Source organism: Streptomyces sp. 184 (genome assembly GCF_045781775.1).
Taxonomy (GTDB): Bacteria; Actinomycetota; Actinomycetes; order Streptomycetales; family Streptomycetaceae; genus Streptomyces.
On the sequence record NZ_CP123230.1, the window covers coordinates 5,840,901 to 5,856,547 of the forward strand.

A 15,647-nucleotide genomic window follows, 5' to 3' on the forward strand; every position below is an offset into this window, starting at 1 on the left:
GCGACCGGTTCCCGGGCCGGCGGGGTGCGGCCCGCGTCTCCGCCTTCCGGCGACAAGTGCGAAGATGGCTGATGGCAGGACAGGGCCTCAGTAGTAGAGCGGCCGATAAGGAGCCGCCGCCCGGCCGCACCACGGCCGGCCACCGGCGCACATGCATGGAGGACGTGACGTGGCGAACGACGCCAGCACCGTTTTCGACCTGGTGATCCTCGGAGGCGGCAGCGGTGGCTATGCCGCCGCCCTGCGAGGCGCTCAGCTTGGTCTTGACGTCGCCCTGATCGAGAAGGACAAGGTGGGCGGCACCTGCCTGCACCGCGGATGCATCCCGACGAAGGCGCTGCTGCACGCCGGGGAGCTCGCCGACCAGGCGCGCGAAGGCGCATCCTTCGGAGTGAACACCTCGCTCGACGGCATCGACATGGCCGGCGTGCACAAGTACAAGGACGGCGTCGTCGCCGGCCTCTACAAGGGCCTTCAGGGGCTGATCGCCTCCCGCAAGGTCACCGTCGTGGAGGGCGAGGGACGGCTGTCCTCGCCGACCTCGGTGGACGTGAACGGGCAGCGGTACAACGGGCGGCACGTGCTGCTCGCCACCGGCTCGTACTCGAAGTCGCTGCCGGGCCTGGAGATCGACGGCGACCGCATCATCGCCTCGGAGCACGCGCTGGTCCTGGACCGCGTACCGAAGTCGGCGATCGTGCTGGGCGGCGGCGTCATCGGCGTGGAGTTCGCCTCCGCGTGGAAGTCCTTCGGCACCGACGTGACGATCATCGAGGGCCTGAAGCACCTGGTCCCGGCGGAGGACGAGAGCAGTTCCAAGCTGCTGGAGCGGGCCTTCCGCAAGCGGGGCATCAAGTTCAACCTGGGCACCTTCTTCGAGAAGGCGGAGTACACCCAGGACGGCGTCAAGGTCACCCTCGCGGACGGCAAGGAGTTCGAGGCCGAGCTGCTGCTGGTCGCGGTGGGCCGCGGCCCGGTCTCGCAGGGTCTTGGCTACGAGGAGCAGGGCGTGGCCATGGAGCGCGGCTTCGTCCTCACGGACGAGTACAAGCGCACGAACGTGCCGACGATCTCCGCCGTCGGCGACCTGACCCCGGTCCTCCAGCTCGCGCACGTCGGCTTCGGCGAGGGCATCCTCGTCGCGGAGCGGCTGGCCGGCCTCGACGTGGTGCCGATCGACTACGACGGCGTGCCGCGGGTGACGTACTGCCACCCGGAGATCGCGTCCGTCGGCATCACGGAGGCGAAGGCGAAGGAGACGTACGGCGCCGACAAGGTCGTGGCGCTGAAGTACAACCTGGGGGGCAACGGCCGGAGCAAGATCCTCAAGACCTCGGGCGAGATCAAGCTCGTCCAGGTCAAGGACGGCCCCGTGGTCGGCGTGCACATGGTCGGCGACCGCATGGGCGAGCAGGTCGGTGAGGCGCAGCTCATCTACAACTGGGAGGCGCTGCCGGCCGAGGTGGCCCAGCTCATCCACGCGCACCCGACGCAGAACGAGGCGCTCGGCGAAGCCCATCTGGCGCTGGCCGGCAAGCCGCTCCACGCTCACGACTGAGCCACGGACACGCCCACCATCCGCAAAGATCGTTAGGAGCAACCGAAACCATGGCGGTTTCCGTAACCCTGCCGGCGCTCGGCGAGAGCGTCACCGAGGGCACCGTCACGCGCTGGCTCAAGGCCGAGGGCGAGCGTGTCGAGGCCGACGAGCCGTTGCTCGAGGTCTCCACCGACAAGGTCGACACCGAGATCCCGTCCCCCGCCGCCGGAGTGCTGTCCTCCATCAAGGTGGCCGAGGACGAGACCGTCGAGATCGGCGCCGAGCTGGCCGTGATCGACGACGGCACCGGCGGCGCCGAGGCGGCCCCCGCGCCGGCCGCCGAGCAGGCTCCGGCCGAGCAGGCCCCGGCCGCCGAGGAGGCCCCCGCGCCCGCGGCGGAGCCCGCCGCGGCTCCGGCGCCCGCCCAGGCCGAGGCCCCGGCCCCGGCGCCCGAGCAGTCCGCGCCCGCGCAGGGCGGCGGCGGTGCCCAGGGCACCGACGTCACGCTGCCCGAGCTGGGCGAGTCGGTCACCGAAGGCACGGTGACCCGCTGGCTCAAGCAGGTCGGCGAGCAGGTCGAGGCCGACGAGCCGCTGCTGGAGATCTCCACCGACAAGGTCGACACCGAGATCCCGGCCCCCGCCTCCGGCACCCTGCTGGAGATCGTGGTCCAGGAGGACGAGACGGCCGAGATCGGCGCGAAGCTGGCGGTCATCGGCAGCGGCGACGCCGCTCCGGCGGCGCAGGCCGCGCCGGCCGCTCCGCAGGACGCCGCCCCGGCGACTCCGGCGCAGCAGCCCGCGACCGAGGCGCCCGCTCCGGCCGCCGCGCCCGCCGCGGCTCCGGCGCAGCCGGCCCAGCCCGCGCAGCCGGCCCAGCCCGCCCAGCCGGCCCAGCCCGCCCAGCCGGCTCAGCCCGCCCCGGCACCCGCTCCGGCCGCCCAGGCACCGGCTCCGGCCAAGGCTCCGGCCGCTGCTCCGGCTCCGGCCGCCGCGGCACCGGCGCCCGCCCCGACGGCGCCCGCCGCCGAGGGTGCGTACGTCACCCCGCTGGTGCGCAAGCTCGCCGCCGAGTCCGGCGTCGACCTGACCTCCGTCAAGGGCTCCGGCGTCGGCGGCCGGATCCGCAAGCAGGACGTCGTCGCCGCCGCCGAGCAGGCCGCCCGCGCCGCCGCCTCCGCCCCGGCCGCCGCCTCCGCGGCACCGTCGGCGAGCCGGCCCGCGGCTCCCGTGCTGGAGGCGTCGCCGCTGCGCGGCCAGACCGTGAAGATGCCGCGCATCCGCAAGCTCATCGGCGACAACATGCTGCGCGCCCTGCACGACCAGGCCCAGTTGTCCACCGTGGTCGAGGTGGACGTCACCCGCATCATGCGGATGCGGGCCCGGGCCAAGGACGCGTTCGCGCAGCGCGAGGGCGTGAAGCTGTCGCCGATGCCGTTCTTCGTCAAGGCCGCCGTCCAGGCGCTGAAGGCCCACCCGGTCGTCAACGCCCGTATCAACGAGGACGAGGGCACGATCAGCTACTTCGACACCGAGAACGTCGGTATCGCGGTGGACACGGAGAAGGGCCTGATGACCCCGGTCATCAAGGGCGCGGGCGACCTCAACATCGCCGGCATCGCCAGGAAGACGGCGGAGCTGGCGGACAAGGTCCGTAACAACAAGATCACCCCGGACGAGGTGTCGGGCGCGACCTTCACCATCAGCAACACCGGCTCGCGCGGGGCGCTGTTCGACACGATCATCGTGCCGCCGAACCAGGTCGCCATCCTCGGCCTCGGCGCCACCGTCAAGCGCCCCACGGTCATCGACCACCCGGAGCTGGGCGAGACGATCGCCGTGCGTCACCTCACCTACCTGACGCTCTCCTACGACCACCGCCTGGTGGACGGCGCCGACGCCGCCCGCTACCTGGGGGCGGTCAAGGGCCTGCTGGAGGCCGGCGAGTTCGAGAGCGAGATCGGCCTGTGAGGCGATCCGCCCCACGGCAGTAGCCGTACGACACGACCGCGCCCCCGCGCCGGGCAGCAGCTCGGGCGGGGGCGCGGCCGTGTGCCGGGCCGGGGCGGGTCAGCACGTGTCGCGGTACGCGACCCCCGGCAGGTACGCCTCCCAGTCGGCCCGCGACAGACCGCCGCCCGCGCGGGCGCACACCGCCTGCCGGGCCCGCTCCGGGTCCGCCGGGTAGGCGCGCGGCGCCGTGTGCCGGCCGACGGCGTAGACCTCGCTGCCGTCCGGGCTGAAGGAGACCGCCAGCAGCTCGTCGCCGGCCGTCGGCAGGCTGCCGCCCAGCGACTGGTTCGACGCGGTGTCCCACAGCCGCAGCGTCCCCGAGTGCCCGGCGACCGCCAGCGTGCGGCCGTCCGGCGAGAACGCCAGCGCCGTCGCCGGCTCCGCGGAGCCCGTCTGCATCCCCCGGTACGTACCGGGCAGGACGCCGAGGCGGCGCCGGCCCCCGCCGTCCCACAGGGTGACCCGGCCGGAGTCGTCGCCCGCGGCGAGGAAGCGGCCGTCCGGGCTGAACTCCACGGACCGCAGGCCGTCCTGGGCCAGCGGGCGCGGCGTGACCCGGCCCCCGCGCAGGGCGACGAGCTGGTCGTCGCCGGTGGCCAGCAGCCCGCCGCCGGGGTGCAGGGCCAGCGGGTCGCCGCCGGTGTCGCGCAGCCGCCGCACGCGCTCGCCGCGCGAGACGTCCCACACCTCCAGGGACTCCCGGTCGGGGATGCGGGAGAGGATGAGCCGGCCGCCGGGACCGTAGGCGAGGCTGTTGAGCGGGTTGGTCCGCTCGGGGTCCGGGGTGACGTCGAGGGTACGTACGGTCCGGCCCGTCTCGGTGTCCCACACCCGCACCCGCTCCGGCTCGTCGCCCAGGACGCTCGGCAGCGCGTACGCGAGCCGGCGGCCGTCCGGGCTGAACGCCATCAGCGGGATGCAGAAGTCGTCCACGGGATCCAGCCCTTCCGGCACCGGGCACGGCAGCGGCGGCGGCAACTGCGGCGTCCGGCCGCCGCGCATGTCGCGCACCTCGAAGACGCCGCGCGACCCCGAGCGGCGGGCGGTGACCAGCTTGCCGCCGTCCGGGCTGAACACCGCGCCCTCCAGCCGCCGTTCGCGCCAGCCGGCGCCCGCGATGCCGTCCAGCCGTACGGTACGTACCACGTGCCCGGACAGGCCGCTGAGGTACCGCAGCTCCCTGTTGCCCGGCGTCACGCGCAGCTCCGTGGCGTACTCGCTGACCAGCGGGTGGCGCAGCACGGGCGCAGAGGCGTCGGCCGTGCGCCAGACGACCAGCTCGTCCGGGCCCACGGCCGCGACCAGCGAGCCGTCCCGGCTGAACTCGATCTCCGAGAGACCCGCGCGCTCCACGTCCAGCCGCTTCCGCCCGGTCTCGACGTCCAGCACGCGGAAGCCGGAGTCGTCCATGACGACGATCCCGCGGCTGTCCGGCGTGAACTCCAGCACCGCGGTGTCGGAGCTGCACGCACCGCCCGCGGCCGGATACGCGCGCAGCCTGCGCTGCGACGCGCCGGTGCGCCACACCTCCGGCGGGCCGTCCCGCGGGCACACCACGACGAGCCGGTCGTCGGGGCTGACGTGGCTGAACCAGCCGGAGCCCTCGGTGCCCGTCTCGTAGGAGAAGAGCTTCTTGCGGGTGCCCACGTCCCAGAGCGCGAGGTCCGTCCGCTCGCCGTCGAAGGACCAGGTGTTCGCCACGTACGTCCGGCCGCTGGGGCCGAACCAGCCCGTCGTGCCGGGGAGTTTCGCGCCGCCGGGGCGCAGCCTTATGCCGCCTTCCGGGTCGGCGACGGCCAGGGTGCGGCCGTCGGGAGAGAGCTGGAAGTCGGACTCGTCGGCCGGGTGGCCCAGGCCCGGGCCGGAGTCGAGCCGGCGGTGCGTGGCGACGTCCCAGCGCTCGGTGCGCTCCTCGCCGACGCTGGTGACCGTGCGGCCGTCGGCGCTCAGGAAGCGCTGCGCGCGCGGCTCGCCGGACTGCGGGAGCGCGAACGAGTCGGACTCGCGCTGGTGCAGCGCGCCGAGCAGGGCGCCGCGGGTCTCCGGGGTGTCGGCGAGCCGCCAGGCGGCGACGCTGAGCTGCATGGCCCGTACGGGATCGGTGAACCGCAGGCTCCCGGCGACGGCGGCGACCCGGCGGGCCTCGGCGCGGCGGTGCTCGGCGTCGGCGGCGCGGTCCTGCTGCCAGGCGAACGAACCGGCGACCAGGGCGAGGACGAGCAGCGCCACCAGCGTGGTGAGCAGCCCGCGGAAGCGGCGCCGCTCCCGGCCGCGGGCGGCGGTGCTGGCGGCGAGGAACGCGCCCTCGCCGCCGGTCAGCTCGTGCGGCCGGTCGGCGAACAGCTCCTCGGCCTGCGCCAGCCGGCTGCCCCGGTACAGCGCGCCGGGGTCGCGGTCCAGCTCCTCCCAGCCGTGCGCGGCCTCGGTGAGCCGGCGCAGGGCGCGCATGCGCTCGCGGTCCTCCTCGATCCAGCCGCGCAGCCGGGGCCAGGCGGTGAGCAGCGCCTCGTGCGCGAGGTCGACGACGTCGTCGTCGAGGGTCAGCAGCCGGGCTTCCACGAGCCGTTCGAGCACGTGCCCGACGTCCTGGGCGGCGTCGGCGGCGGTGTGGTCGCCGGTGTTGTCGCCGGTGTGGTGTGCGGGTCGGTGGGCGGGGCCGGGGCCGCTGTGAGCCGGGGTGTCGTCGTGTGCGGTGGGCGGGCGGGAGGGTTTCCCCGGCCCCGCCCCTCCCGACCCCGCCCCTTCCCGGAACTCGGGTGTTCCGCCCCCGAGACCCCCGAGACCCCCGAGCCACCGTCTCCGCCGCGGCCCGGCACGGCCCGCGGCGTCCACACCGTCCGCGGCCTCGCTCCCCGGCCCCGCCGCTTTCCCGCCTGTCGAAGCGCCGCCCCGGCGGCTCCACCGCCGGCCCCCGCCGTCCGCGCCCTCACCCGCGGCGGCCTCCGCTTCCCCGCCTCCCCCGCCGGAGGCCGCCGCGTGCGCGGCGACGTCCGCCAGTTCCGCCCGGGGTGCCGGGCGGCGGGTGTCCTGGGAGCCCTCGCCCGGGGAGACCAGGCGCAGCAGCGCGCGGCGCGCCACCTGCTGCTGGGGCGGGGTCAGTTCGCCGTAGACGCGCTCCGCGGTCCTGGCGATGGCGCCGCGGACGCCGCCCGCCGCCTCGTACGCCTCCTCCGTCAGCGACCGGCCGCGCCGCCGGTGCCATGTCTCCAGCAGTACGTGCGACATCAGCGGCAGCGCGCCCGGCTCGCCGTCGACGTCCTTGAGGATCCGCGCCGTCAGGGCCCGTTCCACGATCAGGCCCTCGGCCGCCGCCGGCTTGACCACCGCCTCGCGCAGCTCGGCCGGCGACATGGGGCCGACGAGCAACTGCCCGTCGCGCAGCGCCTCGGTCAGCGCGCGGTGTTCGGCGCAGCGGCCGTAGAAGTCGGCCCGTACGGCGATGACGACCCGCAGCCTGCGCGCGGGGTCGCGGGCGGCGAGGAGGCGGTCGAGGAAGGCGGCGCGCTCCCCGGGGTCCTGGCAGAGGGTGAAGACCTCCTCGAACTGGTCGACCAGGAGGTACGTGTCGCCCTCGGCGGGCGCCGCGTCGAGCACGTCGGCGTGGGTGCGCGCGGGGTGCTCGCCGGGCGTGAGGATGCGCAGCGCGGCGGGCGGCGGGCAGTCCTGCTCCGGCCCCGGCCCGCCGGACTCGCGCGGCTCGTCGGGTCCCCCGGCCTCGCCGTCGCGGCCCGGTACGTCCCCGGACTGGAGCGCCGGTACGAGCCCGGCGCGCAGCAGCGAGGACTTGCCGCTGCCCGACGGGCCGAAGACGGCCGCGAAGCGGCGTGCGCGGACCAGCTCCACGAGGTCCGCGGTGAGCCGGTCGCGGCCGAAGAACCGGTCGCGGTCGCCCGGTTCGAAGCGCGCGAGACCGCGGTACGGCGGCGCCTCGCCGCCGTGCTGGAACGGCTGCTCGGCGTCCTCCGCCGCCGCCTGCCGCCAGCGCCACTCCCACTCGCCGGGATCGCCGCCGCAGCCCTCGGCGTACGCCAGGGCCACCGGCAGCGACGGCAGCCGGTCGCCGGCGGCGGCCTGCGACAGCGCCGTCACCGAGTACGGCCCGCGCGCGGCGAGCTGCCGGTAGGTCGGTCCTCCTGCTTCGGCCCGCAGCTTGCGCAGCTCGTACGCGAAGCGCTGGACCGGGCCCGCGGACGGATCCACGGGCTTCTCCCGCCGCCCCATGGGCGACCCCCTCGTTCCCCTGCTCCCCCAGGTCGTCCCCCACGATAAACCGCGCCACCGACGGCCCTCGAAGCCCCTCGCACCGTGCCGGGTACCTGGCCGGGAATTGTTCAGATGAGCTGAAACGGGGTGCTGAACAACGGCCCGACCGATCTAATCGGTCGGGACCGAACAAAATGAAGGGACTTCCCATGAGCACATCGGGGGGAGGCCGCCGCCGCATGCGACAGCGCATCGTGTGGGGGGCGTTGACGGCCGTCGCGGGCACCGCGGCCGCCGTCGTCGTGGCCGTGCCGTTCGGCGCGGCCGGCGACGACCAACAGGACGGGGATCCGGGGGCCGCCGCGTCGTCCCCGGCGCCCGGCGCGCTGGGGACGCCGGGCACCGGGGGGCCGGGGACCGCCCCGCTGCCGACCGGCAAGACCGGCACGGGCAGCGACCCGCTGACGGAGGATGAGGAGCAGCGCGCCGAGGAACTGGCGCTCGCCGGGGACCGGCCGCTGCGTACGGGGAGCGAGGGCGTGCGGGGCCGCGAGGGCGTACCGCAGCTCGTCAACACCGACCTCGCCGACACCTCGGTGAGCGAGGGCGACGACCGGATCGCCGAGGTGTATTTCTACGACTACGCGAACGACACGCTCGTGCTGAAGAGCGTCAACCTCACCAGCAACAAGGTCGTGGACACCGTCGAGTCCACCGGCTCCCAGCCCCCGCCCGCCGCGGCGGAGGCCGAGGCCGCCGCCGACCTGCTCGTCGACAGCCCCGCCGGGGCCGGCCTGCGGCAGGACTACAAGGCGGCGACCGGCAAGGAGCTGACCGGCGCGGAGCAGTTGAAGGTCCAGGGGATGACGTACACGGCGCGGCCGGGCGACTCCGGCGGCCTGGAGAAGTGCGGGGAGCACCGCTGCGTGCGGCTCTTCACCCGGGTCGCGGACGGCCCGTGGATCGACACCCGCGCGTACGTCATCGACCTGAGCGAGCGGAAGGTGCACCATGCGTAACGCCACCACCCACGGCCCGGACGCCGGGCCGGACGCACCGGCCGGCGGCCGGCGCGCAGGCGCGTTCTGGCGCCGCCCGGCGGCCTGGCGCGGGGGCGCCGTCGCCGCCCTGGTCCTGCTGCTGCCGGCCGCCGCTCCCGCGGCGCTGCCCAGCGCCGGCGCCGCGACGCCGAACGCGCCGCAGGCGGCGGCGCCCGGCTGTAGCGAGGAGTACCGGATCACGCACAAGCTGCCGGGCGGCACCGAGTGGCAGATGTGCTACCGGAACCACGACCTGGCGGGGCTGGTCCTGGAGGACATCTCGTACAAGCCGAAGGGCGCCCGCAACGCGGTCCCGGTGCTCAACAGCGCGCGTCTCGGCCAGATACACGTGCCGTACGACGACGGGAACATCGAGTACTACGACGTCACCGAGATCCAGTTGGGCACCGCCCCGGTGTCGCTGGAGGCCAAGGACTGCCCCGGCGGCACCCGCCGCCCGGTCAAGGTCGGCGGCGAGGCGTACGACGCGGTCTGCGTCACCCAGCAGCCGCGCGGCTTCGCGCACTTCGGCAACAGTTGGGACGTGGGCGAGGAGGACGGCCGCAACGACAGCGCGCAGGGCGACGACCTCGTCGTCTACTCGATCCACTCGGCGGGCTACTACTACTACATCACCCAGTGGAACTTCTCCGACGACGGCACCATCACCGCCAAGGAGGGCGCCACCGGCAACCTCTCCCCCGGTGACTTCGACGCCTCGGACAAGCAGGGCTGGCCGATCGGCAAGAACTCGCGCGACCGCGCGACCAGCCACCAGCACAACGTCTTCTGGCGGCTGGACTTCCAGACGGACAGCGCCCGCCCGGCCAAGATCCAGCAGTACGACACGAAGCGCACCGGCACCGGCGAGGGCGGCTACCCGGCGCAGGAGACGACCCGCAAGAACGTCACCAAGGAGACCGCGGGCAACTCCGACCAGCACCGCTGGTGGCGCGTGAGCGGCACGGCCGGCAAGAACGGCGACGGGCACACGCGCTCCTGGGAGCTGGTGCACAGCAACAGCGCGCGCTACACCGGGCGCAAGTTCACCAGCAAGGACGTCTGGTTCACGCAGTACAAGAAGTGCGAGAAGTTCCCGAACCACAACCGGAACTTCGACAGCAACTGTGCGAAGGACATCGTCGCCGCCAACAACGGCGAGCAGCTCAAGCACCCGATCGTCTGGGTGAACGTGGGCTTCCACCACATCGCCCGCGACGAGGACCAGACGCCGATGCCGGTGCACTGGCAGGGCTTCCAGATCTCGCCGCGCGATGTGACGGACATGAGCCCGCTCACCCCGGACCGGCTGCGCAAGCCGCAGTACAACGGCGATCCCTTCGACGAGCAGGCGGCGCACGCGCACTGACGCCCGCCGGGGCGCACCGACGCGCACCGCTTGACGCGCACCTCGCGGCGCCCCCGTCCGGCCACGGTCCGGGCGGGGGCGTCGTATTGTCGTCTGCACCCCCCGCGCCCTGTCCGTGTGAGCACCCGAGGAGATGCCGATGCCCCCTTCCGTCGTCCACCCGTCGCTGCGCGAGCAGATCCGCGAGCACATCGTGGAGGGCGTCGTCAGCGGTCGGTGGAAGCCGGGTGAGCGGATCGTGGAGCGCCGTATCGCGGTCGAGCTGGAGGTCAGCCAGACGCCGGTGCGCGAGGCGCTGCGCGAGCTGGAGAGCCTGCGGCTGATCGAGTCGGCGCCGAACAAGGGCGTACGGGTCCGCGACCTGACGGCGGCGGACCTGGAGGAGATCTATCCGGTACGGGCCGGTCTCGAACAGATCGCGGCGGAGCTGGCGGCGCAGCGGCTGGCGGAGGACGTCTCGGCGCTGGAGCCGCACGTGGCGGCGCTGCGCGAGGCGGACGCGAAGGGCGACGGCGGGGCGCAGGTCAGGCACACGGTGGCGTTCCACCGGGAGCTGGTGCGGGCGTCGGGCAACAGCGTGCTGCTGCACACGTGGGAGTCGCTGGGCATCGAGATCTACACGTCGCTGGCGATCCGCTGGCTGGGCACGAGGCAGCAGGCGTACGCGGAGGAGCACGCGGAGATCGTCGCGGCCTTCCGCCGCCGCGACCCGGCCATCGCGGAACTGGTGAAGGACCACGTCCTGGGCTGCGCGCCGACCTGAGCCGGGGGGCGGTGCCCCGGCCCGTACGACACGTGGGTCCGGCGCGGTCCCGCCGCCCCGGGCCCGCCGCCCCGGGCCCGGGTCCCGCCCCGGTCTCGCCCGCCCGCGCCGCGGGCACTGCGTGCCCGGATCGGTGGCACGGCATGCCGACTTTCGCCTCCCCGAAGGTATTTTGCCTTCCAAGCTTTGATCGATCATCGATCGGAGACTTACAGTTCGGTCGAGGAGGTAGTGCCATGCAGAGTCAGCTCGACCAGCTCCCGGACCGCGACCCGCAAGAGACCGCCGAGTGGCGCGAGTCTTTGGACGCCGTGGCCCAGCACGCCGGCCCCGACCGGGCCGCGCAGTTGCTCCGCAGCACCGTCGCGCACGCCGGTGACGCCGGCCTGGACGTCCCCGCGCTGCTGGAGACGCCGTACGTCAACACCATCCCCACGGCCGCGGAGCCCGAGCTGCCCGGGGATCCCGAGCTGGAGCAGCGGATCGCGGGGTGGAACCGGTGGAACGCCGCCGCCATGGTCACCCGCGGGTCGCGGTACGGTCTCGGTGGGCACATCGCCACCTTCGCCTCCGCTGCCTGGCTGTACGAGACCGGGTTCAACCACTTCTTCCGCGGCAAGGACGACACCCGCGCCCCCGGCTCCGGCGACCAGCTCTACATCCAGGGCCACGCCTCCCCCGGCATCTACGCCCGCGCCTTCCTCGACGGCCGGCTCTCCGAGGCCCACCTCGACCGGTTCCGCCAGGAGGCGGCCCCTTCCGCCGCCCCCGGCTCCCCCCGCGACGTGGAGGGGCTGCCCTCGTACCCGCACCCGCGGCGGCTGCCGTGGCTGTGGGAGTTCCCGACCGTCTCCATGGGCCTGGGCCCGATCTCCGCGATCTACCAGGCCCGGTTCAACCGGTACCTCACCCACCGCGGCATCAAGGACACCTCCGCCAGCCACGTCTGGGCCTTCCTCGGCGACGGCGAGATGGACGAGCCCGAGTCGACCGCCGCGCTCGCCCTCGCCGCCCGCGAGGGGCTGGACAACCTCACCTTCGTCATCAACTGCAACCTCCAGCGCCTCGACGGTCCGGTACGGGCCAACTTCAAGGTCGTCCAGGAGCTGGAGGCCCAGTTCCGCGGCGCCGGCTGGCACGTCGTCAAGTCACTGTGGGGCTCGGCCTGGGACGAGCTGCTGGCGCTCGACACCACCGGCGCGCTGGTCCGCCGGCTGCGGGCCGTGCCGGACGCGCAGTTCCAGACGTACGCCACGCGCGACGCCGCGTACATCCGCGAGCACTTCTTCGGCGCGGACCCCGCGCTGGCCCAGCTGGCGAAGCTGGTCTCCGACGACAAGATCCTCGACTGCTTCCACCTCTCCCGCGGCGGCCACGAGCCGCGCAAGGTCTACGCCGCGTACCGCGCCGCCGTCGCGCACGAGGGCGCGCCGACCGTGATCCTGGCGCAGACCGTCAAGGGCCACACCCTCGGCAAGGGCTTCGAGTCGCGCAACGCCAACCACCAGATGAAGAAGCTGACCGGCGCCGAGTTCCGCGACATGCGGGACCTGCTGGAGCTGCCGATCGCGGACAGCGCGCTGGACGGCGACCTCGTGCCGTACGCCCATCCCGGCCCCGACTCCCCCGAGGTGCGCTACCTCCAGGAGCGCCGCGCCGCCCTCGGCGGTCCCGCGCCGGCCCGCCGGGTGCACCCGGTGGCGCTGCCGCAGCCGTCGGCGAAGCCGTTCGACGCGCTGAAGAAGGGCTCGGGCAGCCAGGAGATCGCGACGACCATGGCGTTCGTACGCCTGGTCAAGGACCTCATGCGGGAGAAGGAGACCGGCCGGCGCTGGGTGCCGGTGGTACCCGACGAGGCCCGTACCTTCGGCATGGAGTCGCTCTTCCCGAGCGCCGGGATCTACTCCCCGCTCGGCCAGAACTACGACCCGGTCGACCGCGACCAGCTCCTGTACTACAAGGAGGCCGCGGACGGGCAGATCCTCAACGAGGGCATCACCGAGGCCGGTTCGCTGGCGGACTTCACGGCCGCGGCCACGTCGTACGCGACGCACGGCGAGCCGATGATCCCCTTCTACATCTTCTACTCGATGTTCGGCTTCCAGCGCACCGGCGACCAGTTCTGGGCGCTCGCCGACCAGTTGGGCCGCGGCTTCGTCATCGGCGCCACCGCCGGCCGCACCACCATGACCGGCGAGGGCCTCCAGCACGCCGACGGCCACTCCCCGCTGCTGGCCGCCACCAACCCCGCGGCGCTGATCTACGACCCGGCGTTCGCGTACGAGGTGGCGGTCATCGTCAGGGACGGGCTGCGCCGCATGTACGGGCACGCCGCCCCCGGCGAGGACCCGGACGTCTTCTACTACCTCACCGTCTACAACGAGCCGAAGGCGCAGCCGCCCATGCCCGCGGGCGAGGGCGTCGAGGAGGGCATCGTCCGCGGCCTCTACCGCTACCGGACCGCCGAACTCCCCGCCGGGACCGCCGCGGACGAGGCCCCGCGCGCCCAACTGCTCGCCTCCGGCACCGCCGTCCACTGGGCGCTCGACGCCCAGCGGCTGCTCGCCGAGGACTGGGGTGTCGCGGCCGACGTCTGGTCCGCCACCTCCTGGAACGAGCTGCGCCGTGACGCCCTGTCCTGTGACACGGCGCAGCTTCGCGGCGAGGACCGGGTCCCCTACGTCACCCGTGCTCTGGAAGGCGCACCGGGCCCGGTCCTCGCCGTCAGCGACTGGATGCGGCAGGTGCCCGACCAGATAGCGCAGTGGGTCCCGCAGGAGTACACCTCGCTGGGCACGGACGGCTTCGGCCTCTCCGACACCCGCGAGGCGGCCCGCCGGCACTTCGGGGTCGACGCGGAGTCGATCGCGGTGGCGGTGCTGGACCGGCTGGCGCGCCGCGGCGAGGTGAAGAAGGAGACGGTCGCGGAGGCGGCGTCGAAGTACGGGCTGGCCTGAGCGGCCCGGTTCCGGGGGCCGGCACGGCTACGGGCCCGGCCCGCGCGGGTGCGCGGGACGGGCCCGTAGCGGGGCCGCCGGGGCCTAGTCCGGCTGGTCCGGGAAGCTGCGCAGCTTCAGCAGCGCCGCGACCAGGCCGCCCCAGACGATCACGATCGCGACGACCAGCATGACGATGGCGCTCGCCGACATCAGTTGCCCTCCTTCGCCGGTTCCGGATCCTCCACGGGCTCCGCCTCCGGCGCCCGGCCGCCGATGTCGCCGTGGTGGCGCCACGGCACCAGCGCGGCCAGTACGCCGACGAGCAGCGCGCCCGCGGCGACGCCCCAGCCGGCCCAGGCGAGGAACGAGCCGGGGTAGCCGCCGTAGTTCTCGTCCAGCTCGGTGCGCAGGCTGTCGACCATCATCCAGCCGAGCACCAGCGGTGTGACGATCCCCAGGCAGACCAGCCACACGCGGCCCATCCGCACCGCCGACGTGGCGTTGGCGTCCCGCTGGAGCAGCGGCAGCCGGCGCAGCACCCAGGCCACGACGACGACCGCCACGAGGCCGGCGAGCACGATGCCGTACTGGTTGATGAAGTGGTCGGAGGCGTCGAGCAGCGTCAGCCCGCCGTCGTTGGCGAACGCCAGCACGGACACGGCGGTCAGCACGGCGCCGACCAGCGCGACGGCCGCCCTGCGGGACAGGCCCGTACGGTCCTCGACCGCCGCGACCTGCACCTGGACGATGCTCACCAGCGAGGTGAGGCCGGCGATCACCAGCGACAGGAAGAACATCACGCCGAAGAACCCGCCCGCCGGCATGCTGGAGATGATCGCCGGGAACGCCACGAACGCCAGCCCGACGCCCGAGGTCGCCAGCTCGTTGACGCCCACGCCCTGCTGCGCGGCCATGAAGCCGAGGACCGAGAACACGCCGATGCCCGCCAGGATCTCGAACGAGCTGTTGGCGAAGCCGGCGACGAGCGCCGAGCCGGACAGGTCCGACTTGCGGCCCAGGTAGGAGGCGTACGTGATCATGATGCCGAAGCCGATGGACAGCGAGAAGAAGATCTGCCCGTACGCGGCGACCCACACGCTGCCCTCGCCCAGCGCCCCCCAGTCCGGCTTGAACAGGGCGTCCAGGCCCTCGCCCGCGCCGTCCAGGGTGACCGCGCGGACGACGAGGATCCCGAAGAACACCAGCAGTGCCGGGATGAAGATGCGGTTGGCCCACTCGATGCCGCGGCGCACGCCCAGCCAGAGGATGACGAGGGTGACCAGCCACACCCCGAGCAGCGGCCACATCACGCCGGGCACGAAGGTGGAGACGGTGCCCGGTTCGCCGGCCTTGAGGAAGTCCTCGGAGAAGAAGGCGTTGGGGTCGTCGCCCCAGGACTCGTCGACCGAGAAGCCGACGTACCGCACGGCCCACGCCAGGATGACGGCGTAGTACGCGGAGATCACGAAGCAGATCGCCACCTGCCACCAGCCGATGGCCTCGGCGGGGCGGGAGAGCTGCCGGAAGGCGCCGGGCGGGGAGGAGCGGTAGCGGCGGCCGATGGCGTATTCCATGATCAGCAGCGGCAGTCCGGCCGTCAGCAGGGCCACGAGATACGGCAGGAGGAAGGCGCCGCCGCCGTTGTCGTAGGCGACATAGGGAAAACGCCAGATGTTGCCGAGACCGACCGCGGATCCGATCGCGGCGAAGAGGAAGCCTGCCCGGTTTCCCCAACGCTCACGAGGCTCGTTGGACATATGGGACTTTCTTGTTTTGGTGCA

Annotated in this window: 9 protein-coding genes; 6 read left to right on the top strand and 3 right to left on the bottom strand. The window is 73.7% G+C overall.

Features of this window, described 5'->3' with window-relative positions:
• Nucleotides 1-169: 169 nt before the first annotated feature.
• Together lpdA and sucB are read left to right on the top strand one after the other, a co-directional pair.
• Nucleotides 170-1,558 (top strand): dihydrolipoyl dehydrogenase, encoded by a 1,389-nt coding sequence (gene lpdA, locus QBL21_RS24825; protein ID WP_407564433.1) that lies wholly within the window; start codon nucleotides 170-172, stop codon nucleotides 1,556-1,558.
• Between the two features lie 50 nt (nucleotides 1,559-1,608).
• On the top strand, nucleotides 1,609-3,510 hold the full coding sequence (gene sucB, locus QBL21_RS24830; protein ID WP_407564434.1) for a 2-oxoglutarate dehydrogenase, E2 component, dihydrolipoamide succinyltransferase: 1,902 nt from the start codon (nucleotides 1,609-1,611) through the stop codon (nucleotides 3,508-3,510).
• Between the two features lie 99 nt (nucleotides 3,511-3,609).
• On the opposite strand, the gene QBL21_RS24835 is transcribed toward sucB, so the two are convergent.
• Nucleotides 3,610-7,773: a hypothetical protein gene (locus tag QBL21_RS24835; RefSeq protein ID WP_407564435.1), complete on the bottom strand. Its 4,164-nt coding sequence runs from the start codon at nucleotides 7,771-7,773 to the stop codon at nucleotides 3,610-3,612.
• 221 nt (nucleotides 7,774-7,994) lie between these two features.
• Between QBL21_RS24835 and QBL21_RS24840 the strand changes: the two genes are divergently transcribed.
• The 4 genes from QBL21_RS24840 to aceE all read left to right on the top strand — a co-directional run bounded on the left by QBL21_RS24840 (nucleotide 7,995) and on the right by aceE (nucleotide 13,884).
• A complete protein-coding gene (locus QBL21_RS24840; RefSeq protein ID WP_407564436.1) occupies nucleotides 7,995-8,774 on the top strand; it encodes a hypothetical protein in 780 nt (259 codons plus the stop codon).
• Nucleotides 8,767-10,164, top strand: coding sequence for a copper amine oxidase (locus tag QBL21_RS24845; RefSeq protein WP_407564437.1), 1,398 nt, complete (start codon nucleotides 8,767-8,769; stop codon nucleotides 10,162-10,164). Before QBL21_RS24840 ends, QBL21_RS24845 begins: the two co-directional genes overlap by 8 nt.
• A 139-nt stretch (nucleotides 10,165-10,303) precedes the next feature.
• Nucleotides 10,304-10,927, top strand: a complete 624-nt coding sequence (locus QBL21_RS24850) for a GntR family transcriptional regulator (protein ID WP_407564438.1) — start codon at nucleotides 10,304-10,306, stop codon at nucleotides 10,925-10,927.
• 236 nt (nucleotides 10,928-11,163) lie between these two features.
• On the top strand, nucleotides 11,164-13,884 hold the full coding sequence (gene aceE / locus QBL21_RS24855; RefSeq protein ID WP_407564439.1) for a pyruvate dehydrogenase (acetyl-transferring), homodimeric type: 2,721 nt from the start codon (nucleotides 11,164-11,166) through the stop codon (nucleotides 13,882-13,884).
• A gap of 84 nt (nucleotides 13,885-13,968) precedes the next feature.
• Here the strand turns inward: aceE and QBL21_RS24860 are convergent, their stop codons facing one another.
• Together QBL21_RS24860 and QBL21_RS24865 are read right to left on the bottom strand one after the other, a co-directional pair.
• A complete protein-coding gene (locus QBL21_RS24860; RefSeq protein ID WP_078563802.1) occupies nucleotides 13,969-14,076 on the bottom strand; it encodes a methionine/alanine import family NSS transporter small subunit in 108 nt (35 codons plus the stop codon).
• On the bottom strand, nucleotides 14,076-15,623 hold the full coding sequence (locus QBL21_RS24865; protein ID WP_407564440.1) for a sodium-dependent transporter: 1,548 nt from the start codon (nucleotides 15,621-15,623) through the stop codon (nucleotides 14,076-14,078). Before QBL21_RS24865 ends, QBL21_RS24860 begins: the two co-directional genes overlap by 1 nt.
• Between the last annotated feature and the right edge of the window lie 24 nt (nucleotides 15,624-15,647).